This is a genomic window from Synechococcus sp. A10-1-5-9 (assembly GCF_047716785.1).
Lineage (GTDB): Bacteria > Cyanobacteriota > Cyanobacteriia > PCC-6307 > Cyanobiaceae > Synechococcus_C.
The window spans coordinates 1,669,573-1,687,978 of the sequence record NZ_CP180406.1 but is presented as its reverse complement, the minus strand read 5'-3'; the positions used below and the strand labels follow the sequence as shown (position 1 = coordinate 1,687,978).

Sequence of the window (18,406 nt, the reverse complement as noted above, 5' to 3'; positions counted from 1 at the left end):
AGCGAACGGCAGCGCCTCAACCAGCCGCGAGCCGATCCAGTTCGGAGGGTTTGCTCGCCTTTGCCCGCGCCTCCTGAAGGGTGATGTCTCCTCGATTGATCAGATCTGCTAGCGCCTTCTCCAGGGTCTGCATGCCCAGTTCGCCACCGGTTTGAATCTGTGAATACAGCTGGGCGGTTTTTCCTTCGCGGATGAGATTGGCGATGGCCGGCGTGTTGATCATGATTTCCTGCGCCATCACCCGGCCGAATTGTCCAGGTGCCGGGTTGCGGCGGCGGCATAGGGTTTGAGAGAACACGGCTACCAGGCTCCCCGAGAGCTGCACGCGGATTTGGGTCTGCTGAGCGGGAGGGAACACATCCACCATGCGGTCCACGGTCTGGGCCGCTGAGCTGGTGTGCAACGTGCCGAACACCAGGTGCCCGGTTTCAGCAGCGCTGATCGCCAGCTGGATGGTTTCCAGATCGCGCATTTCTCCCACCAGGATGACGTCGGGGTCTTCCCTCAGGGCTGCTCGCAGTGCATTGGCGAAACTGCGGGTGTCTTCGTTGAGCTGGCGTTGATGCACCAGGCTCTGATCGCTCTTGTACACGAATTCGATCGGATCCTCGATTGTGAGGATGTGTTCCGCCCGGCTGTGGTTGATGTGATCCAGCAGGGCCGCCAGGGTGGTGGTTTTGCCTGACCCAGTCGGGCCGGTCACGAGCACTAATCCCCGGGGGCGTTTGCTCGTTTCCACCACAACGGGAGGAAGATTCAGCAGCTCGATGCTGGGGATTTTGCTACCGAGAGCGCGCAGACAGGCGGCATAGCTGCCTTTCTGGCGGTACACATTCACCCGGAAGCGGGCCACGCCTTTGAGTCCGTAGGCACAGTCGAGCTCCCAGGTCTGTTCGAGTGTTTTGCGCTGGCTGTTGTTAAGCATGGAGAAGATCAGCCGGTTGCAGCTTTCCTCCATCAGGGGATCGTCCCGCATGGGTCGTAGCTCACCGCTAAATCGTCCGTAGGGGGGTTGACCGCTGGCGATGTGAAGGTCGCTGCCGCCTGCCTCCACCAGCTCCTGCATCAGGTCCTCGATCATCAGTTCCATGATGTGGCCCTCATTGGCGTGGGGTAAGGCAGTACGGACATTCCAGCCAACCTTCCTGAAGTCCGCCACCACATCCGCTGCAGCTGAGCGTGCTCAGGGCTCGGGCCCGGCGTTCGGATTCGAGGCCTGCATCAGTGAGCACCATGCGGCCGACTTCCTCCAGGGTGGTGCGCCCTTCGCGAACCAGATCAAGGCTGTAGCCCAACAGTGTTTTCATCCCTGATTCCAGGGCCAGCTGGCGCACCATGTCGGTGGTGGCTCCCTTGGCCACCGCAGCAGCCATCACTTCATTCATGCGCAGCACCTCATAAACCCCCACCCGGCCCTTGTAGCCGCTCCCCTGACAGGTGGGACATGCGTCCGAATGCCCTTCTCGGTGGTTGGGTTTGAAGAACGTCACGCCCTCCTCATTGCTGGTCATCAAGCCGAACCGACCAAGTTCCTCGGCTTTCGGGTGGTAAGGAATGCGGCAGTCCGGGCAGACACGCCGCAGCAATCGCTGGGACACGATGCCGATCAGTGATGCGCTCACCATGAAGGGTTCAACGCCCATCTCATCCAGCCGGGCGATGGCACTGGGAGCGTCGTTGCAATGCAACGTGGTGAGCACGAGGTGACCTGTCAGTGCTGCTTCGATGGCCGTCTTGGCTGTTTCCAAGTCACGGGTCTCCCCCACGAGCAGCACATCCGGGTCCTGGCGCATGAAGGCCCGCAGCGCCTGGCTGAAATCGAAACCTTTCTCCCGGTTCACTTGGCATTGGGTTATGCCTGGGAGGGTGTATTCGATCGGATCCTCCACTGTGGAGATATTGATCCCGGGGTCGTTGCGTTCCGCCAGCAGGGAATAGAGCGTGGTGGATTTCCCCGATCCGGTGGGCCCGGTCACCAGGATCATTCCGAAGGGTTTGGAACCCAGGGATCGCACGGTGTCAAGCGTTGACTCACTCGTGATCAGCTTGTCGAGGCCCAGCTGAGTGGCGGAGCTATCCAGCAGGCGTAACACGATCTTTTCCCCAAATCGGCTGGGCAGGCAATTCACCCTGAAGTCCACGGTGCGGTGCTGGAATCTGCGCCGGATTCGCCCGTCCTGGGCCATGCGCCGTTCAGCAATATCTAAGTCCGCCATGATTTTGAAGCGGGAGGTCACTGCCGGTACCAAGCGGCTCGGCAGAGGTTCGATGCTGCTCTGCAGAACGCCGTCCTGGCGGAAGCGCAATTGCAGCCCAGCCTGCTGGGGCTCCACGTGAATATCGCTGGCTCCCAGCTGCAGCGCCTGCATCAGGATCCGGTCCACGAGATTGATCACCGGTGAACGATCGGCATCGTTCAGTCCGTCTTCCAGATCCACGATGGAGGAAGACTGCAGCGCGGCTTGATCGGGGTCGTCTTCCAGTACCCCGTCCACGGTGAATTCCGCGAGATAGGAGGTGGCCGTGTCGGCGATGCTCTCCGTGTTTTCGTCGTTGTCGTCTGGTGCCTGACCGGGTTCCGCCCTTGCTGGCTTGAGGAGGCTGCTAAGCGCCGCAGTCAGTTCGCCATGGCGAGTGGGATCCAGTCCCATCGCCGTGAGATCGTTCAGAAGATCCGGTTCGTCAGCGCTGCTGAGAGTCCCAGGGATCGCTCGCTTCAGCAGCAGTTCCAGTTCCAAACGTCGGCGAACGTCACTCACAGTTCATCCAATCGAAAAGGTGCGGGCTTCCGCCGCTTGTGGGAGGCGTACCTCACCCTTCAACATGTCTAGACGTGAATTCGCAACCGGTCAGCATGAGTGGCGACGTCTCCACCCCTGAGCAGGAACCCGCCCAGGCTGTCTCCGACGGTCAGAAGCCTGCTGTCAATCCCACCGATTCAGTGGAGGCCGCTGCGTCTCCTGATTCCGGCACCGTGCCTGAGGTACCGCAAAGCGGTGACAATGAAGCCCGACTGGAGCAACTTGAGCGGGAGCACAACAGCCTGCGGGATGAGCACGATGTGCTGAGAGGTCAGTACATGCGCATCGCCGCCGACTTTGACAACTTCCGCAAGCGCCAGAGCAGAGATCAGGACGAGCTCAAGATTCAGCTCACCTGCAGCACGCTGAGCGAGATTCTTCCCGTTGTCGACAACTTCGAGCGTGCCCGCCAGCAGCTTGATCCTCAGGGAGAGGAGGCACAGGCTCTGCACCGCAGCTACCAGGGTCTCTACAAACAGCTGGTCGATGTGCTCAAGCAGCTTGGCGTGGCTCCAATGCGTGTGGTCGGCCAGGAGTTCGATCCCACCTTGCACGAAGCGGTTCTTCGAGAACCCAGCGATGCCCATGCTGAGGATGTGGTGATTGAGGAGTTGCAGCGCGGCTACCACCTCAACGGAAAGGTGCTGCGCCACGCCATGGTCAAGGTTTCGATGGGCCCAGGCCCGCAGAATGCGCCTGCCGAGGCCGGAGCAACACCGGATGATTCTGCCGCTGACGAAGGCGGTTCAGGCGATGGCAACGGTTGATCCGATGATCAGACGCTTCCCCTTACTGTGACTTTCGGGATTACCAGCTGATGGCCGATTATTACGAGCTTCTCGGTGTCAGCAGGGATGCCGATGCTGACACTCTCAAGCGTGCCTACCGCCGTCTGGCTCGCCAATACCACCCGGATATCAACAAGGAGCCCGGAGCCGAAGACCGTTTCAAGGAGATCGGCCGCGCCTATGAGGTGCTCAGCGATCCTCAAACCCGGGGTCGTTACGACCAGTTCGGAGAGGCGGGACTCGGTGGTGCCGCCGGCATGCCCGACATGGGCGACATGGGTGGTTTCGCAGACCTTTTCGAAACCTTCTTCAGCGGCTTCGGTGGTGCGGCAGGCGGAGGGCGTCAGCAGCGTCGCCGCGGCCCCCAGCAGGGTGACGATCTCCGCTACGACCTCACGATCGATTTCGAGCAGGCGGTGTTCGGCCAGGAACGAGAGATTCGTGTTCCCCATCTCGAAACCTGCACCACCTGCGGTGGTAGTGGGGCCAAGAGCGGCAGTGGCCCAACCACCTGTTCCACCTGCGGAGGTGTCGGCCAGGTGCGCCGGGCCACCCGTACCCCCTTTGGAAGTTTCACCCAGGTGGCTGAATGCCCAACCTGCAACGGCAGCGGACAGGTGATCGCCGATCCCTGTAATGCCTGTGGAGGACAAGGTGTCGTGCAGGTACGCAAAAAACTGCGGATCAATATTCCTGCCGGAGTCGATACGGGAACGCGACTGCGCGTTGCCGGTGAGGGCAATGCTGGTCTCCGCGGTGGTCCCTCCGGGGATCTTTATGTGTTCCTCACCGTGAAGAACCATCCCACGCTCCGTCGCGACGGACTCACCGTGCTGTCGGAGGTGAAGGTGAGTTATCTGCAGGCGATCCTCGGCGACACCATCGAAGTGGAGACGGTGGATGGCCCCACCAGCCTGGAGATTCCCGCCGGTACCCAGCCCAATGCCGTGATCACCCTTGAGAACAAGGGCATTCCCAAGTTGGGCAACCCTGTGGCTCGGGGAAATCAGCGGGTCGCCGTTACGGTGAAACTTCCCACCAGGCTCAATAACGAGGAGCGTGGGCTGCTTGAGGAGCTTGCGGGTCATCACTCCGCGAGGGGGGAACAGCATCACCATCACAAGAGCGGACTGTTTGCGCGTCTCTTTGGTCAGCGCTGACCATGGAAGCCCGCCAGCCTGATCAGGTGCTGGATCTGTGCGGTACGCCCTGTCCGCTTAACTTCATCCGTTGCCGGCTTGCCCTGGAAACCCTTGCCTCAGGGCAGTGCCTGCAGGTGGATCTCGATCCCGGAGAGCCTGAAGAGATGGTGGTGCCAGGATTGCGCCGGGATGGCCATGCGGTCACGGTGGAACGCCTGGGGCCTGATCGGGTCCGCCTTTTGGTGATCTGCAGCGGTGAGTGAGGCTGCACCCCATCGCGGCATGGTGGTTGCGCTGCAGGCCAATTACCTGGAGGTGGAACTGGATGTCCCATCCCCCGGAACGCCGGCCCGTCTTCTCTGCACTCGCCGGACAAGGCTTCACCATCGCGGCGCTGCTGTGCATGTGGGGGATCGGGTCACGGTGGAGGCGATCGATCCCCTTCAGGCCCGAGCTGTCGTGTCTGATGTAGAACCACGCAGCAGTTTCCTGGTGCGGCCTCCTGTCGCCAATGCCTCCTGCGTGCTCGTTGCTCTGGCTGTGGAGCAGCCTGCCTTCGATGCCGATCAGGCCAGTCGCTTTCTGCTCACTGCGGAACAGACTGGTCTGCGGGTGCAGCTGGTGCTCACCAAGAGCGACCTCCTTGCGCCTGAGCATCAGCTGGCCTTGAAGCAGCGTCTGCATGGCTGGGGCTATTCGCCCGTGTTGGTGTCTGTGCAGACAGGCGCAGGTTTGAACACGTTGCGCGCCGTGCTCGCGTCCCAGGCCATCACCGTGCTTTGCGGTCCTTCAGGGGTGGGCAAAAGTTCGTTGCTCAATGCGTTGCTTCCAGGTCTTGCACTCAGGGTTGGCGCCGTGTCGGGAAGGCTGCAGAGGGGCCGGCATACGACGCGGCACGTGGAGTTGCATCCCTTCGCCCCAGGTGCCCGTGTGGCTGACACGCCCGGCTTCAACCGACCGGACCTGCCTGGGGATGCCCGCAATCTTGAAGTGCTGTTCCCGGAACTTCGGGACCAGCTCACCATCCATCCCTGTCGCTTCCGCGATTGTCTCCATCGCGATGAACCCGGCTGCGGGGTGAGTCGCGACTGGGAGCGCTATACCTTTTATCGCGGAGCGGTGGAGGAATTACTAGGGATCAGCCGCCCATCCCGGGGAGGTTGAGATCGAGGCCACCGGTGAGGTCTTGCATGCGTTCCTTCATGGTGGCGGTGGAGCGTTCATAGGCCGATTGGAGAGCAGCGAGAACGGCGGCTTCGGCGGTGTCCTGCCCCTCGCTCAGCAAACTCGGATCCAGCTTCACGCGCAGGGGTTGTTGATTGCCGGAGAGCCAGATGCTGGCCCGACCATCCTCACTGCTGCCCTCGATTTCCATGGCATCCAGCTCTTCCTGCAGTTTCTGGGCGTCTTGCTGAATCTGCTGGGCCTTGCGGAAGGCTTCGGTGAGCTGTCCGAAATTGGGAAGTCCGAAACCGGCCATGGAACTGCTGAAGGAACTGGAAGGCTAATCGGGCGTCTCGAAGCCCAGGCGTTTCACTTCTGGATGCAACGCAATGCCTTTGGCCTCCATCACTTCGCCTTGCACCAGGCTGATTAGGGCGCGGATGTCCTCCGCTGTGGCATCACCGGTGTTCACGATGAAATTGGCGTGCAGCTCAGACACTTGGGCACCACCGATGGCCCGTCCTTTGAGCCCCAGGGATTCGATCAGCCGCCCGGCTTTTTCCGGTTCGGGATTGCGGAAGACGCTGCCGCAGCTGGGCAGTTTGTAGGGCTGCGTGGAGGTGCGATGGTTGAGATTGCCGCTGGTGCGGCGCTGCAGTTCGGCCGAGTCGTGACCGGGTTCAAGCTGAAATTCGGCGGCTACCACCAGGTGCGGGTTGGTTTGGAGTGCACTGTGGCGGTAGCTGAACGCCAGGTCTTCCCGACTGAGGTTGGCGAGGGTGGGTTTTGGGTCGCTTAACCGGATCACATCCACACTGATCAGCTGTTCAGCCGTGCAGCCTCCCTGCGCCCCGGCATTCATCACGGCGGCACCCCCCACAGTGCCGGGGATCCCCACAGCCCATTCCAACCCTTGCAAGCCAGCTTTGGCAGCACGCCTGGCCAGGGTGGGCAGCGGCTCTCCAGCGGCGGCACGGATGCGGCCCGTTTCTGCATTCAACGCACTGCCCTGCAACCGTCTTAGGCAGAGGGTGAGTCCGGGCAAGCCGCCGTCGGCGATGAGCAGATTCGAGCCGGCTCCGATGATGTGAACGGGCAGACCTTCCTCCCTCGCCCACTGCAGGAGCTCTGGGATCTGCTCGGTGCTGATGGGTTCAGCCAGCCATTGCGCCGGACCTCCGACGCGCCAGGTGGTGAACTCCGCTAGCGGCACCTCCTGTTGCAGGACACCGCAATCCTGCAGAGCCGTCAGGCCGCCAGTGCCGGTGGACATGACGCCTGACCCTCTGTTGAAGACTGCGACAACCGCGACCAAAGGCTGTTTACATCACCAGCGCCCATGGCCAGCACCAGATCATCGGGGAGGCTGTGCTCCTTCACGAGGGTGACGAGTTCATCCATCGTTGACGCCACCAGAACGGATTGCTGCGTTGACAGTTCCTGCATGACGCTGGCCAGCGCTTCACTGTTTACCCCTGGTATTTCAGCTTCACCAGCGGAGAAGATCGGAGCCAGCAGTACTAGTTCAGCGGAGAGCAGTGCCTCGGCGAATTGGTGTTGGAATTCCTGGGTGCGGCTGTAGCGATGGGGTTGGAACACAGCCACCAACCGCTGGGGTGATCGAGGCAGAGGGCTGCGACCGCTGGACACCATCAGATTGGCCATGTCCAGCGTTGCTGCCACTTCACTCGGGTGATGGGCGTAGTCGTCAACGATCTGCCGGCCCTGCCAGTCGCCTCGGTAATCGAACCGGCGTCCTGGGGTTTTCAGCTCTGATAGATGGCTGACTAAGCGTTCGAGGGGCACACCCTCCATGCGGCAGGCGGCGAGGGCTCCGATGGTGTTGCTCAGGTTGTGCAGGCCGGGCATGGGCAGGGTGATCTGCCCCACGAAGGTCCCCTGTTCATAGAGGTCGGCGATGGTGCGATCTCCTTCCAGAGCCACTGGCAAGCCTGCAAAATCCACGTTGTCACTGCGCTGGATCGACCACCAGGCATCGGCTTGGAAGTGCTCGCTGAGGATGGGATCGTCTTGATTGGCCAGCAGGCGTTTGCAACCATTTCCGAAGCGCTGAAGGGTTTCGATCAGGTCGTCAAGGTCGCGGTAATGGTCGGTGTGATCCAGTTCGAGATTGGTGATCACACCCAAGGAGGCTCTGAATTTCACGAGCGAGCCGTCGGATTCGTCGGCTTCAGCCACGAGGAGGCGTCCTTGGCCGGCATGGCCGTTACTTCCGTAACAGGGAACGATGCCTCCGATTACAGCCGTTGGATCTTCGCCAGCACCATGAAGAAGTGTTGTCACCACCGTGCTGGTGGTGGTTTTGCCATGACTGCCAGCGATGGCGATCGACGGCTGCTGGTCGATCAGGGCTGCAAGAAGATCCGAGCGATGCCACACCTCGAGCTGTTGATGTCTGGCGGCAACCAATTCCGGATTGTGTTCGGGAATGGCGCTGCTGATCACCACGATTGGTGATGAGCGGTTCAGATGATCCAAGGTCTGGAAGTTGGTGGCCTCCTGTGACTCAAAAGCCACCATTCCTGCCCTTTTGAGATTCTCCATCGCCGGCGTCAGGCGCCGATCCGAGCCGCTGACGCGATGACCGCGGCTGAGCAGAATCCGCGCCAAGGCAGACATGCCAATGCCGCCGGCACCGATGAAATGCACAGGCGCGTGAATGTCAAGCGTGCAGACCAATGACCATCACCGTGGATGCGCACGATAAATCAGCTTTCCAAGCTGACCAGTGGTTCAGGAATTTTGTAGCTCTGGTCTTTCCGTGACCCCAAAACCCCCGTTAGCAGAGTAAATCCTGAAGATTTCTGTATGATCGGCGGCCAAACACCTATAGCGGACGATCCGCTTTTGTTATGACCCTGCGCGTTGCGATCAATGGATTCGGCCGGATTGGTCGCAATGTGATGCGGGGTTGGCTCAGCCGCGGCGCTGACACTGGTCTCGAGATCGTTGGGATGAACTCCACATCCGATCCCAAAACCAGTGCCCACCTCCTCACCTACGACTCGATCCTTGGTCACATCGACCGCAGCGTTCAGATCGAGACGACTGACGAAACGATGATCGTCAATGGCAAGGAGATCAAATTCTTCGCCGATCGCAATCCCCTCAACTGCCCCTGGAAGGATTGGGGTGTGGACCTTGTGATCGAGTCCACCGGTGTCTTCAACACCGATGAGAAAGCGAGCATGCACCTTGAGGCCGGTGCCAGCAAGGTGATCCTGACGGCGCCTGGCAAAGGTGACGGTGTGGGCACCTTCGTGGTGGGCGTGAATGACGATCAGTACCGTCACGAAGACTGGAAAATCCTCTCTAACGCCAGCTGCACCACCAACTGCCTGGCTCCGATCGTCAAGGTTCTCGATCAGAGCTTTGGTTTGGACTGGGGTCTGATGACCACCATCCACAGCTACACCGGTGACCAGCGCATCCTCGACAACAGCCATAGGGATCTACGCCGTGCTCGTGCCGCTGCGCTCAATATGGTTCCCACCACCACTGGTGCTGCCAAGGCTGTGGCTCTGGTCTACCCCGAGGTGAAGGGCAAGCTCACCGGTTTCGCCATGCGTGTCCCCACGCCGAATGTGTCCGCTGTTGACCTCACCTTCGGACCCTCCCGCGCCACCAACGTTGAGGAAGTGAAGGCTGTGATCAAGGCCGCTTCCGAGAATGGAATGAAGGGCATCATCAAGTACAGCGACCTGCCCCTGGTCTCGACCGATTACGCCGGCACCAACGAATCCACCATCTTTGATGCCGACCTCACCTACGCCATGGGTGACAAGGCGGTGAAGATCCTTGCTTGGTATGACAACGAGTGGGGCTACAGCCAGCGCGTGGTGGATCTTGCCGAAGTGGTGGCCCGCAACTGGAAGTGATCCAGTAGAGCTCACTGATCTGAGCGTTCTCATCCCCCCTGCAAAGGGGGGATTTTTGTTGGTCAGGACGCTCTGTAATGGGCGAAACCCTCAGAGACCACGGGTGCGTTGTCGTCGCTCCAGACGATCGTTTCGGCTTGATCCGTGATGACTCCCACCTCCCGGCTGGACGGTTGCAGGTCAATCCAGGCTTTGGCCCATCCTGGGGGCAGCGTGACCACCAGTTCGAAGTCTTCACCACCGCTCAGGCACCAGCGTTGCCAGTGCGGACCATCCGGCCATCCGCATGCTTGAGGCAACTTTGTTTTGTCCAAAACAGCGCCGCAGCCACTGCTTCGGCAGAGACAGTCGATGGCTTGAAGTAGACCGTCGCTGCTGTCGGTCCCACCGGCTCTCCAGGGAAGCTCCTCTGGCTTGCAGGTCACAAGCATTTTGAGTGCATCAAGCTTCGGCTGTGGACGCTGATGCTGTCGAATCGCTTGTTCTTTGAGTGCACTTGGCAGGGTGACACCCAGCAACGAGGGATCCTCGAGAAGCAGAGCCAATCCCAGTCGGCTCAGTCCATGAGCTCCGCTCACCACGATCCAGTCTCCAGGCCTTGCCTGGGAACGATGCAGCCGCAAGGGCCCGAGTGTCCCGATCGCAGTGATCGAAATCATCCTGACGGGTCCCTGGGAGCAGTCGCCTCCCAATAGCACGCCCCCACTCACCTCAAGCAGGGAGTCGATGCCGCGGTAGACCCCTTCCACCCAGCTCCAGGGGGTGTGTCCCGGCGCCACAAGCCCCACAGTGATCCCCAGGATCTGATCCACCCCGCTGGCGGCAAGGTCGGAGAGGTTGGCAGCCACCGCACGCCAGCCCACATCGGCTGATGCGGTGGTGGCATCACTGAAGTGGATGCTCTCCACCAGTACGTCGGTATTAATTAGCAGATCCGCTGATGGCTGTTGCAATTGCGCGGTGTCGTCATCCAGCTGACCCGGCGGAGCGAAGCGCGCAAGGCGCCTCAGGAGCTCCGCTTCTCCCAAGTCAGCCAGTGTCTGCGTCACGGCAGGTCAGGCGTGGGGCTGCAGCCGATCGGCTCCATCCACCACTTCAATACGGTTGATCTGATCGTCCACGCTGAGTTCCTCGAGAACATCGAAGCCATCCACCACGTATCCGAACGCGGCATTGCGTCCATCCACCAGATTCAGACCGGCAGGGGTGAGCTCCGCTTCGTAAAGAAACAGGAAGAATTGGGATGAGCCATCATCGAGCGCCTGATCGGAATGGGCCCAGCCGAGGGTGCCGAGGGTGGAGAAGGGCAGAACGGGCGTGGCCTTGTACAGGCCCACATCTTCAAAGGTCTCGTTGTAGAAGGTGTCCGGCTCGCCTGGAACACGAATTTCCAGCGGCACATGCCGTTCCTGCTTGCTGGTTGGATCCACATAACCGATTGCAGGACCTTCAGGATCGCCGCTTTGCAGGATGTAGAAGTCCTCGGCCCTGGTGAAGGGAAGGCCGTCGTAGAAGCCCTTGAGGCTCAGATCAATGAAGGCGCCGGCCGTCAGGGGTGCGTTGTATCCATCCACCACGGCTGTGAGATCGCCCTGTGTGGTGCTGATCACCACGGTGGCCCGCCCATTGAGGCGGGGCAGGTCATCGAACTCCGCGGGAATGGCAGGGATCCGGTCATCAATCAGCAGGTATTCGAGATCGCCAATTGTGGTCAGCGTCTGCCGGCGGGTCTGGATGAATCCTGATTTATCGGCGGCATCCACCCGTTCCTGCAGTTGCACCAAGTCGTCTTTGACCGTGTCGAGCAGCTGTTCGGCCTGCTGACGCTCGGCATTGGGCACGGCGTTGAGAATGGTGTTGCGGCGCGTGTTCAGCAACGCTTCGCTGCGGCTGATGCTGCGTCCGAGGGCACTCCAGCGCTTGGCCCGCAAATCGTCACTGGTGCCTTCCAGTCGGTGCTGCAGTTCACGCAGATCCTCTTGGTCCATCGGCAGGGAATCCCGCAGGATCGCAGCGGGATCCTTCACGGCATTTCCCTGAGGCAGTCCGGCCCAGACGGGTTCGGCCCAGACCAAGCCGACCACCATCAGAAGGCCGAGCAAGCCAGTGCTCAAACGCTGAAAAGCCAACCGAATCGCCAAGGAGAACCCCAGGTGCTGAAAGGACTTTGGCACAGCCGTATGATCCCCTGAACCGTTCAGCGGGAATGATTTCCAGCAACGACTTTCGCACTGGCACCACCATCGAGCTGGACGGTGCCGTCTGGCGTGTGGTCGAGTTCCTGCACGTCAAGCCCGGCAAGGGTTCCGCCTTTGTCCGCACCAAGCTCAAGGCGGTGCAGAGCGGCAACGTGGTGGAGAAAACCTTCCGCGCTGGCGAGATGCTGCCTCAGGCCATTCTTGAGAAAGCCACGCTTCAGCACACCTATATGGAAGGTGAGGACTATGTCTTCATGGATATGGGCACCTACGAAGAAACCCGCCTGTCTGCGAAGCAGATCGGAGAGAGCCGCAAATATCTCAAGGAAGGGATGGAGGTGAATGTCGTCTCCTGGAATGACAAGCCCCTGGAAGTTGAGCTGCCCAATTCGGTTGTGCTCGAGATCAAGGAGACGGATCCTGGTGTGAAAGGCGACACCGCGACTGGTGGCACCAAGCCGGCCATTCTCGAGACCGGTGCCCAAGTGATGGTGCCTCTCTTTCTCTCTATTGGTGAGAAGATCAAGGTCGACACCCGCAACGACACCTACCTGGGTCGGGAGAACAGCTGACCATGCATCTCGACCACGATCAGTTGAATCAGCTTCTCGACAAGCTGGCGGAGAGCGACATTCAGGAATTCCGGCTCGAGGGGGATGATTTCCGCCTAGAGGTTTGCCGGAATCTTCCTGTTCCGGCTGCGTCCACCCAGATGGTGCCTGTCGCAGCTGCTCCTGTGCCAGCGATGGAGATCAAGACTCAGAGCGAGTCATCGTCCGCAGCCCCTCCAGCAGCTGCAGGAACTCGCTCGGATCTCGTGGATGTCACCGCACCGATGGTGGGCACCTTCTATCGGGCTCCTGCACCTGGAGAACCTTCCTTTGTGGAGATCGGCAACCGCATCTCTGCTGGTCAGACGATCTGCATCCTCGAAGCCATGAAGCTGATGAACGAGCTGGAGGCTGAGCTGAGTGGTGAAGTGGTGGAAATCCTTGTGGATAACGGCACACCGGTGGAATTTGGTCAGGTGTTGATGCGCGTTAAGCCTGGCTAAGCGTCCAGGCCGCTGCGATGGCGGAGAGCATGCTGTCGCAGCGTGCGATTCCTTGTCCGGCGATATCAAATCCGGTTCCATGATCGGGCGATGTCCGCAGAAACGAAAGGCCGAGTGTGGTGTTGACTGCCTGGTCGAAGGCGAGCAATTTCACGGGAATCAGTCCCTGATCGTGATACAGGGCCAAAATCCCGTCAGGCCCGGGACTGTTGTTTCTGCTCCATGCCTGCGCTGCGCTGAGCCAGCAGGTATCTGGAGGTAGAGGTCCTCTGAGCCGGATCGTGGGGTTGGCCTCAGCCCAGCGATGCAGCAGAGGCGTGAGCCATTGCTCTTCCTCTGTGCCGAGCTGACCTTGTTCGCCGGCGTGGGGATTGAGACCGGCCACCAGAAGCTCCGGTGAGGGGTTGAAGCGCTGGCAGAACCTGGCCAGGGTCTTCAATTTGGTGGTCACCAGAGCCGGTGTGAGGGCTTGAGATACCTGTTGCAGAGGGATATGTGTGGTGGCCAGAAGGGTGTTCAGTCGCCATCCGGTGCTGGGCGATACGGCGGTGAACAGCATCGATGCGGAGTCTGCTCCGTCGAGTTCGGCCAATCGCTCGGTCTGCCCGGGATAGGGATGACCTGCTGCATGCCAGGTGTGCTTCGCGATTGGCGCTGTGACCAGGGCCCGCCCGTGCCCTCCTTGGACGAGCTCCACAGCTCGACTCAGCCAGCGGAAACTGGCTTCCCCACTTGTGACCCCTGCATCGCCTGGATCCAGCGGGCCGCCCGGGATGGGAAGGTCTTCAATCTCAAGGTCATCAGGATCCACCAGGGGAAAGTTCTTCAGATTGTGCAGGAGCTGATGCGTGCGTTTAAGGCTGGCTCTGCAGCCCACTAGCAACGGTTTCATGTCACGCGGACAGCGGGGATCTGCAAGGGCTTTGATTGTGACTTCCATGCCGATACCGGCGGGATCCCCTAAAGCGATGACCAGACGCTGATTAGCGTCGGTGAGTTGATGGAGTGGGATCATGCTGCGCTGGCTGTTGATCGGGTTGCTGCTCTACGGCCTGGGGACTGCTTTGAAGCAGGGATGGCTGGAGGTTCAGTGGAGCCAATTTCTTTATGACGCCGGTCTCACGTTCATCGATCCCGACCAGCCTCTGCAACTGCATGAACTGCCCATGTTCAAGCCGGAGAGGACGGAGTCCTCGACTCCGTGAGGGTCTCGATCTCAAGGCATTGCGCCAGCCCGCTGCGGTAGGTCGGATAAATCAGCTCATAGCCGAGATCCTGGCGGAGGCGCTGGTTGCTGACCCTTCGGTTGTCCGCCCAGAACGACCTGGCCATGGCGCTCATGCTGGCCTCCGCCTCGGTGAATGGTTTTGGTTGCGGAAGCTCGCAGTTCAGCAGGGATGCGGCATAGCGGTGCACTGAAACACTCGCGGCTGGTTCGTCATCGCAGACGTTCACGATCTCTGGGTGCTGACCCTGAGCGGATCGATGCATGAGATGGAGGCAGGCCGCGGCTACGTCATCCACATGAATGCGACAGAACATCTGTCCAGGCTTGTCCACCGGCTGCAACGTTCCTGCTTTCACCGCAGCGAGAGCGGAGCGGCCAGGTCCATAGATTCCCGGTAAGCGCAGGATCTGTAGGGGAAGTCCTCTGGCCTGCCACTCCTGCTCGCACGCCAGCCGACGCCGGCTTCGGTCTTGGGTGGGTTCTGGAGGGTCGTCTTCACAGACCCAGGCACCGTCGGTGTTGCCGTACACCCCTGTAGTCGAGAGATAGCCGACCCAGCGCAGCGGCCACTGCTGGATCTGATCGCCGAGCGTTTTCAGGACCGGATCGTTGCCATCGCGATCGGGTGGGATGGTGTTGAGCAGATGGGTGATGCCTTCAAGTTGGCGACGATCGGGCGCCTGACCCGTAGCCGTGTCGAAGGCGAGGTGTTCGCTGTCCGGCGAGGGTTTACGCCGGGTGCTGATGACAGGGATCTGCAGGGCAGAAGCCAGAGAAGCGAGGCGGCTGCCGCTGAAACCGGCGCCGAGGATGCAGAGTTTGGAACCCGCAGGCAGGGGTTGACAGCGGTTGACAAACGAATCATGCATGAGTACAAACGTATTATTCGCCATTCGGTCGTGACCGGTTCCTGTCTTTCTTTGGTGTCATCCCAAGGCTCCATGCTGCCTCGTCGTGAGCCGGTCAGCAGGGCTCGTGCGGCAGATCGACAAGAGACAGGCCTGCTCCGAGGTGTCATAGCCGTGGCTGCTGCTGCTCTGGTCAGTAGCGCCTTTCTGCTGGCTCCAGAGCACCCAGAGGAGCAGGCTTCCATCTGCCGACAGCACCATTCAGCTGATGCTTGCCGGGTCTGGTGATCAGGCCATCTGGAAGGCCCAGTCGCTGTCGTCCTGATTGGTCATGAGCGTGTCGGCGTCCATGGGCTCGGTCATCGCTTCTTGAAGCTCAGGTTGTGCCCATTGCAGCAGCCGCAGTGCCAAGCGGAGGTCGCCATCCATCCAAGCTCGGATCGCCATGGCTCGTCGCGGATCATAAAAACGCTGACGCCGATACCAATCGAATACATCAGCATCTGACTTGTGACCATTACAGGACAAGCAAGCAGGTACGCAATTTTCAGTAATGCTCAACCCTCCGCGACTTCTCGGTAAAACATGATCAATTGATTCTGAGGGTTTGCCGCAATAGATGCAACTTTTGCCGGTGTAAGTGTGGAGTGATTGACGCCACCTTCGGACACGCAATTTAGGACAGAGATCTTCGAGAAAAACCGCATCTCTGTTATGCATCCGAATCGTTCGGTTGATCGAAGTTTGCCGTGACCGACACCGTCGTCAATGTGTTCAAGACTGCATTTTCGCGATTTCGTTCTGTAGATTTAGGTTGGGGCGTCGGCCCCCTTGTGTCTCTCGCTGAGAGACATAGGATGATGTTTGCTGATTTGGATCCACGGCAGGATCTCCTCCTGGTTGCAGTCTCGGACTGACCCCATCGGGTCTTGTGCATGCAACGTATCCCTTTGATGCGGTCACTCATGCGCAAATGGGTCGCATTCGTCCTCGGGGGCTCTGGCGTGGCTCATCCCTGGGTTGGGAGTTTCCGCTTGCGGCTGCAGAGACTCTGCTGGAGCGTTTTGGAGACCGCTTTCGTGTGGATGATGAGCTCTTGCGCTGGCTGCATTGGCATCGGCATCCCCTACCGCCGTTGCCTAATCACCGCGAGTTGATTGCGCAGGCTGATCTGAATCAATCGCTAGCTGACGGTCGCAGGCCTCTTCCCCATCAGCGATCTGGTGCCCGTTGGCTCCTCGCACGCCGTGGAGCTCTTCTGGCCGATGAAATGGGACTGGGTAAAACGCTGACGGCCCTGTTGGCAGCGCGAGCCCTTCTGCGCGTGGTGCCTCTTCGCCTGCTTGTCGTTGCGCCGGTGGGATTGCATCCCCACTGGCAACGGGAAGCGTCGGCCGTTGATCTCGAGGTTTGCCTGCACAGCTGGGCACGTCTGCCGAGTGAGCTTCCTGAAGCCGGAACGTTGATGATCGTTGATGAAGCGCACTACGCCCAGACGATGCAGGCGCAGCGCACCCAGGCTCTGTTGCGGTTGGCTCGCCATCCGCGGTTGCGAGCGATTTGGATGCTCACGGGAACTCCGGTTCGCAACGGCAGACCAATTCAGCTTTATCCACTGTTGGCTGCGATTGACCATCCACTCGCTCGTGATCAGCGCTCCTTTGAGGAGATGTTTTGTCAGGGTCACTGGAGTGAGCGTGGAGGTCAGCGACGCTGGCGTGTGGATGGTGCTAGCCGTCTTGATGAGCTGCGGCGGCTCACCACGCCACTGGTGCTACATCGCCGTAAACAGCGGGTGCTGGGTCTGCCGCCCAAGCGTCGCTCCTTTATCCCAGTGACACTGGAGCACAACCAGTCCAGAGGGTTTGACCACCGGCTGGCGTTGGTGGTCGAGGACTATCGCCGCCGTGTCAGGGCCGGTGAGGTGCGGTCTGATGCCGAATCCCTTGCGGTGTTGACGTCATTGCGTTTGATCGCTGCTGAATTCAAGCTGCCGGCCGCTGAACGGCTCGTGCAGCAACTCCGCGCGCAAGGTGAATCGGTCGTTCTCTTCAGCTCGTTCGTGGCTCCTCTTGCACTGTTGCAGCAACGTCTGGGTGGGGAATTGCTGAGCGGTCGGCAGAAACCGGAGGAGCGTCAGATGGCTGTGGATCGCTTTCAGGACGGATCGACGGATCTGCTGCTAGCAACCTTTGGCGCTGGTGGCCTGGGATTCACTCTCCACAGGGCCCGTCAGGTGGTTCTGCTCGAACGTCCCTGGACTCCAGGTGATGTTGATCAGGCCGAGGATCGTTGTCATCGGCTGGGAATGGATGGGGAGCTCATGAGCCATTGGCTTCAGCTCGGTCCAGCGGACCAACTCGTGGATGGACTGGTGGCCAGCAAGGCCAGTCGAATCGAGTTGCTCATGGGTCCGCGACGGGTGAGCGTTGAACGTCAGTCCCTGCCGACCATGGTCGCCCGCTGCTTGCAGGACTGCTGACGCACAGTCAGCTCGTGCATCACCATCGGGTCGGGTTTTTGCTGGCTCTGCTTGAGTAATTCAGCAGCTTTGGCCACGTCGCGGCAGGCTTCATCCGGTCGGTTCATCAAGTTGTAGATCAAGGAGCGATCCACAAGGGGAATCGGATTGCTTCGGTGGATTTTGACGACCTCATCACAACGCTCCAGGGCTCCATCCAGTTGTTTGAGATTCAGATTTTCAAGACATCCTGATACCTGCACATCAACGCCTGAGGTTGGGCTGATTTCAGCTGATTGTCTGCCGCAGCCCAGGCTGTTGAGAAGAACCCCGCCAAGGATCAGAACGGAAACCAGCCGATGAGGAGGTTGAATCTGATTCCGAGACTGATTCATCACCGACTGGTTTCAGTAGCTGTAACGCTCATCAGCATCCCAGTTGGAGGTTTCTTTGCTCTCGCTGGTGCGGGTCGATGAGGTGGGCGATTCAGTAATCCTTTGGGACCCGCCAAACAGATCGCCCAGATACTGCCCGCAATCAGGGAAGCTGGTCGGATCTTCGACCACCGCTTCGGTGATCATCACGGCAGCATGCTTAGGGGAGGTTTTGAATAGGCCACTCCCCTGACGCTTGATCAGCGAATAGGAGGCTTCCCAACTCACGATGTGATCATTTCCGCTACTGCGCATGTAGCAATAAATCTGTGCCCCCTTCTCGGCTGGACTGTTGGACGCTGCCCTGGCAGGAGCGACTGACCACAACATGCCTGCTATCGGCAGCAGCAGGGCAAGGCGAGTTGGAAGGCTGGCCATTCGTAGACACT

Annotated in this window: 22 protein-coding genes; 9 read left to right on the top strand and 13 right to left on the bottom strand. The window is 60.0% G+C overall.

Annotated elements, in window-relative coordinates; all coding sequences use genetic code 11:
• Positions 1-16: 16 nt before the first annotated feature.
• Entirely contained in the window at positions 17-1,090 is a 1,074-nt protein-coding gene (locus ACLM45_RS09240; RefSeq protein ID WP_415408919.1) for a type IV pilus twitching motility protein PilT, read from the bottom strand.
• 10 nt (positions 1,091-1,100) lie between these two features.
• On the bottom strand, positions 1,101-2,759 hold the full coding sequence (locus tag ACLM45_RS09235; RefSeq protein WP_415408917.1) for an ATPase, T2SS/T4P/T4SS family: 1,659 nt from the start codon (positions 2,757-2,759) through the stop codon (positions 1,101-1,103).
• Between the two features lie 95 nt (positions 2,760-2,854).
• Between ACLM45_RS09235 and grpE the strand changes: the two genes are divergently transcribed.
• The 4 genes from grpE to rsgA are packed head-to-tail and all read left to right on the top strand — an operon-like array spanning position 2,855 to position 5,895.
• Positions 2,855-3,568, top strand: coding sequence for a nucleotide exchange factor GrpE (grpE, locus tag ACLM45_RS09230; protein ID WP_415408915.1), 714 nt, complete (start codon positions 2,855-2,857; stop codon positions 3,566-3,568).
• Positions 3,569-3,618: 50 nt separating this feature from the next.
• Entirely contained in the window at positions 3,619-4,749 is a 1,131-nt protein-coding gene (dnaJ, locus tag ACLM45_RS09225) for a molecular chaperone DnaJ (RefSeq protein WP_006042666.1), read from the top strand.
• 2 nt (positions 4,750-4,751) lie between these two features.
• Positions 4,752-4,994 (top strand): sulfurtransferase TusA family protein, encoded by a 243-nt coding sequence (locus tag ACLM45_RS09220; protein WP_006042665.1) that lies wholly within the window; start codon positions 4,752-4,754, stop codon positions 4,992-4,994.
• A 19-nt stretch (positions 4,995-5,013) separates the two neighbouring features.
• Positions 5,014-5,895, top strand: a complete 882-nt coding sequence (rsgA, locus tag ACLM45_RS09215; RefSeq protein WP_415411398.1) for a ribosome small subunit-dependent GTPase A — start codon at positions 5,014-5,016, stop codon at positions 5,893-5,895.
• Here the strand turns inward: rsgA and ACLM45_RS09210 are convergent.
• The 3 genes from ACLM45_RS09210 to murC are packed head-to-tail and all read right to left on the bottom strand — an operon-like array spanning position 5,870 to position 8,535.
• Positions 5,870-6,211 (bottom strand): YbaB/EbfC family nucleoid-associated protein, encoded by a 342-nt coding sequence (locus tag ACLM45_RS09210; protein ID WP_006042663.1) that lies wholly within the window; start codon positions 6,209-6,211, stop codon positions 5,870-5,872. The genes rsgA and ACLM45_RS09210 overlap by 26 nt on opposite strands.
• A 24-nt stretch (positions 6,212-6,235) precedes the next feature.
• Entirely contained in the window at positions 6,236-7,168 is a 933-nt protein-coding gene (gene murB / locus ACLM45_RS09205; RefSeq protein WP_415408913.1) for a UDP-N-acetylmuramate dehydrogenase, read from the bottom strand.
• The gene (gene murC / locus ACLM45_RS09200) at positions 7,144-8,535 is read right to left on the bottom strand and encodes a UDP-N-acetylmuramate--L-alanine ligase (RefSeq protein WP_415411397.1); all 1,392 of its coding nucleotides are present in this window, start codon (positions 8,533-8,535) and stop codon (positions 7,144-7,146) included. The genes murB and murC overlap by 25 nt, the downstream gene beginning before the upstream one ends.
• A gap of 233 nt (positions 8,536-8,768) precedes the next feature.
• Between murC and gap the strand changes: the two genes are divergently transcribed.
• Complete coding sequence (gap, locus tag ACLM45_RS09195; protein ID WP_415408911.1) at positions 8,769-9,794, top strand: type I glyceraldehyde-3-phosphate dehydrogenase; 1,026 nt, start codon at positions 8,769-8,771, stop codon at positions 9,792-9,794.
• A 62-nt stretch (positions 9,795-9,856) separates the two neighbouring features.
• On the opposite strand, the gene thiL is transcribed toward gap, so the two are convergent.
• A complete protein-coding gene (gene thiL, locus ACLM45_RS09190; protein ID WP_415408909.1) occupies positions 9,857-10,843 on the bottom strand; it encodes a thiamine-phosphate kinase in 987 nt (328 codons plus the stop codon).
• Positions 10,844-10,849: 6 nt separating this feature from the next.
• A complete protein-coding gene (locus ACLM45_RS09185; RefSeq protein WP_415408907.1) occupies positions 10,850-11,968 on the bottom strand; it encodes a peptidylprolyl isomerase in 1,119 nt (372 codons plus the stop codon).
• A gap of 32 nt (positions 11,969-12,000) precedes the next feature.
• On the opposite strand from ACLM45_RS09185, the gene efp reads away from it, so the two are divergent.
• Together efp and accB are read left to right on the top strand one after the other, a co-directional pair.
• A complete protein-coding gene (gene efp, locus ACLM45_RS09180; protein WP_006042657.1) occupies positions 12,001-12,564 on the top strand; it encodes an elongation factor P in 564 nt (187 codons plus the stop codon).
• A 2-nt stretch (positions 12,565-12,566) separates the two neighbouring features.
• On the top strand, positions 12,567-13,046 hold the full coding sequence (gene accB, locus ACLM45_RS09175) for an acetyl-CoA carboxylase biotin carboxyl carrier protein (protein WP_006042656.1): 480 nt from the start codon (positions 12,567-12,569) through the stop codon (positions 13,044-13,046).
• On the opposite strand, the gene pdxA is transcribed toward accB, so the two are convergent.
• Entirely contained in the window at positions 13,033-14,061 is a 1,029-nt protein-coding gene (pdxA, locus tag ACLM45_RS09170) for a 4-hydroxythreonine-4-phosphate dehydrogenase PdxA (protein ID WP_415408905.1), read from the bottom strand. The genes accB and pdxA overlap by 14 nt on opposite strands.
• On the opposite strand from pdxA, the gene ACLM45_RS09165 reads away from it, so the two are divergent.
• Positions 14,060-14,251 (top strand): hypothetical protein, encoded by a 192-nt coding sequence (locus tag ACLM45_RS09165; protein ID WP_006042654.1) that lies wholly within the window; start codon positions 14,060-14,062, stop codon positions 14,249-14,251. The two genes, pdxA and ACLM45_RS09165, sit on opposite strands and share 2 nt — an antisense overlap.
• On the opposite strand, the gene ACLM45_RS09160 is transcribed toward ACLM45_RS09165, so the two are convergent.
• From ACLM45_RS09160 to ACLM45_RS09150, 3 genes are read right to left on the bottom strand one after another with little or no spacing between them, the layout of a single operon-like run.
• Positions 14,217-15,143, bottom strand: a complete 927-nt coding sequence (locus tag ACLM45_RS09160; protein WP_415408903.1) for an SDR family oxidoreductase — start codon at positions 15,141-15,143, stop codon at positions 14,217-14,219. The genes ACLM45_RS09165 and ACLM45_RS09160 overlap by 35 nt on opposite strands.
• Positions 15,144-15,200: 57 nt before the next feature.
• Positions 15,201-15,383 carry a hypothetical protein gene (locus ACLM45_RS09155; protein WP_415408901.1) on the bottom strand — a complete coding sequence of 61 codons (183 nt, stop codon included), beginning with the start codon at positions 15,381-15,383 and terminating at the stop codon, positions 15,201-15,203.
• A 27-nt stretch (positions 15,384-15,410) separates the two neighbouring features.
• Positions 15,411-15,842 carry an HNH endonuclease gene (locus tag ACLM45_RS09150; RefSeq protein ID WP_415408899.1) on the bottom strand — a complete coding sequence of 144 codons (432 nt, stop codon included), beginning with the start codon at positions 15,840-15,842 and terminating at the stop codon, positions 15,411-15,413.
• A 253-nt stretch (positions 15,843-16,095) separates the two neighbouring features.
• Between ACLM45_RS09150 and ACLM45_RS09145 the strand changes: the two genes are divergently transcribed.
• Entirely contained in the window at positions 16,096-17,604 is a 1,509-nt protein-coding gene (locus ACLM45_RS09145; protein ID WP_415408897.1) for an SNF2-related protein, read from the top strand.
• Here the strand turns inward: ACLM45_RS09145 and ACLM45_RS09140 are convergent.
• Both ACLM45_RS09140 and ACLM45_RS09135 read right to left on the bottom strand, forming a co-directional pair.
• Positions 17,559-17,978, bottom strand: a complete 420-nt coding sequence (locus tag ACLM45_RS09140; protein ID WP_415408895.1) for a hypothetical protein — start codon at positions 17,976-17,978, stop codon at positions 17,559-17,561. The two genes, ACLM45_RS09145 and ACLM45_RS09140, sit on opposite strands and share 46 nt — an antisense overlap.
• Positions 17,979-17,990: 12 nt before the next feature.
• On the bottom strand, positions 17,991-18,395 hold the full coding sequence (locus ACLM45_RS09135; RefSeq protein WP_415408893.1) for a DUF6554 family protein: 405 nt from the start codon (positions 18,393-18,395) through the stop codon (positions 17,991-17,993).
• Between the last annotated feature and the right edge of the window lie 11 nt (positions 18,396-18,406).

What these genes read in the sequence shown, in the direction of transcription:
- ACLM45_RS09240 (WP_415408919.1), bottom strand. Translation starts at nt 1,090, where the DNA reads ATGGAACTGATGATCGAGGACCTGATGCAGGAGCTGGTGGAGGCAGGC.
- grpE (WP_415408915.1), top strand. Translation starts at nt 2,855, where the DNA reads ATGAGTGGCGACGTCTCCACCCCTGAGCAGGAACCCGCCCAGGCTGTC.
- dnaJ (WP_006042666.1), top strand. Translation starts at nt 3,619, where the DNA reads ATGGCCGATTATTACGAGCTTCTCGGTGTCAGCAGGGATGCCGATGCT.
- ACLM45_RS09220 (WP_006042665.1), top strand. Translation starts at nt 4,752, where the DNA reads ATGGAAGCCCGCCAGCCTGATCAGGTGCTGGATCTGTGCGGTACGCCC.
- rsgA (WP_415411398.1), top strand. Translation starts at nt 5,014, where the DNA reads ATGGTGGTTGCGCTGCAGGCCAATTACCTGGAGGTGGAACTGGATGTC.
- ACLM45_RS09210 (WP_006042663.1), bottom strand. Translation starts at nt 6,211, where the DNA reads ATGGCCGGTTTCGGACTTCCCAATTTCGGACAGCTCACCGAAGCCTTC.
- murB (WP_415408913.1), bottom strand. Translation starts at nt 7,168, where the DNA reads ATGTCCACCGGCACTGGCGGCCTGACGGCTCTGCAGGATTGCGGTGTC.
- murC (WP_415411397.1), bottom strand. Translation starts at nt 8,535, where the DNA reads ATGTCTGCCTTGGCGCGGATTCTGCTCAGCCGCGGTCATCGCGTCAGC.
- gap (WP_415408911.1), top strand. Translation starts at nt 8,769, where the DNA reads ATGACCCTGCGCGTTGCGATCAATGGATTCGGCCGGATTGGTCGCAAT.
- efp (WP_006042657.1), top strand. Translation starts at nt 12,001, where the DNA reads ATGATTTCCAGCAACGACTTTCGCACTGGCACCACCATCGAGCTGGAC.
- accB (WP_006042656.1), top strand. Translation starts at nt 12,567, where the DNA reads ATGCATCTCGACCACGATCAGTTGAATCAGCTTCTCGACAAGCTGGCG.
- ACLM45_RS09165 (WP_006042654.1), top strand. Translation starts at nt 14,060, where the DNA reads ATGCTGCGCTGGCTGTTGATCGGGTTGCTGCTCTACGGCCTGGGGACT.
- pdxA (WP_415408905.1), bottom strand. Translation starts at nt 14,061, where the DNA reads ATGATCCCACTCCATCAACTCACCGACGCTAATCAGCGTCTGGTCATC.
- ACLM45_RS09160 (WP_415408903.1), bottom strand. Translation starts at nt 15,143, where the DNA reads ATGCATGATTCGTTTGTCAACCGCTGTCAACCCCTGCCTGCGGGTTCC.
- ACLM45_RS09155 (WP_415408901.1), bottom strand. Translation starts at nt 15,383, where the DNA reads ATGGTGCTGTCGGCAGATGGAAGCCTGCTCCTCTGGGTGCTCTGGAGC.
- ACLM45_RS09150 (WP_415408899.1), bottom strand. Translation starts at nt 15,842, where the DNA reads ATGCATAACAGAGATGCGGTTTTTCTCGAAGATCTCTGTCCTAAATTG.
- ACLM45_RS09145 (WP_415408897.1), top strand. Translation starts at nt 16,096, where the DNA reads ATGGGTCGCATTCGTCCTCGGGGGCTCTGGCGTGGCTCATCCCTGGGT.
- ACLM45_RS09140 (WP_415408895.1), bottom strand. Translation starts at nt 17,978, where the DNA reads ATGAATCAGTCTCGGAATCAGATTCAACCTCCTCATCGGCTGGTTTCC.
- ACLM45_RS09135 (WP_415408893.1), bottom strand. Translation starts at nt 18,395, where the DNA reads ATGGCCAGCCTTCCAACTCGCCTTGCCCTGCTGCTGCCGATAGCAGGC.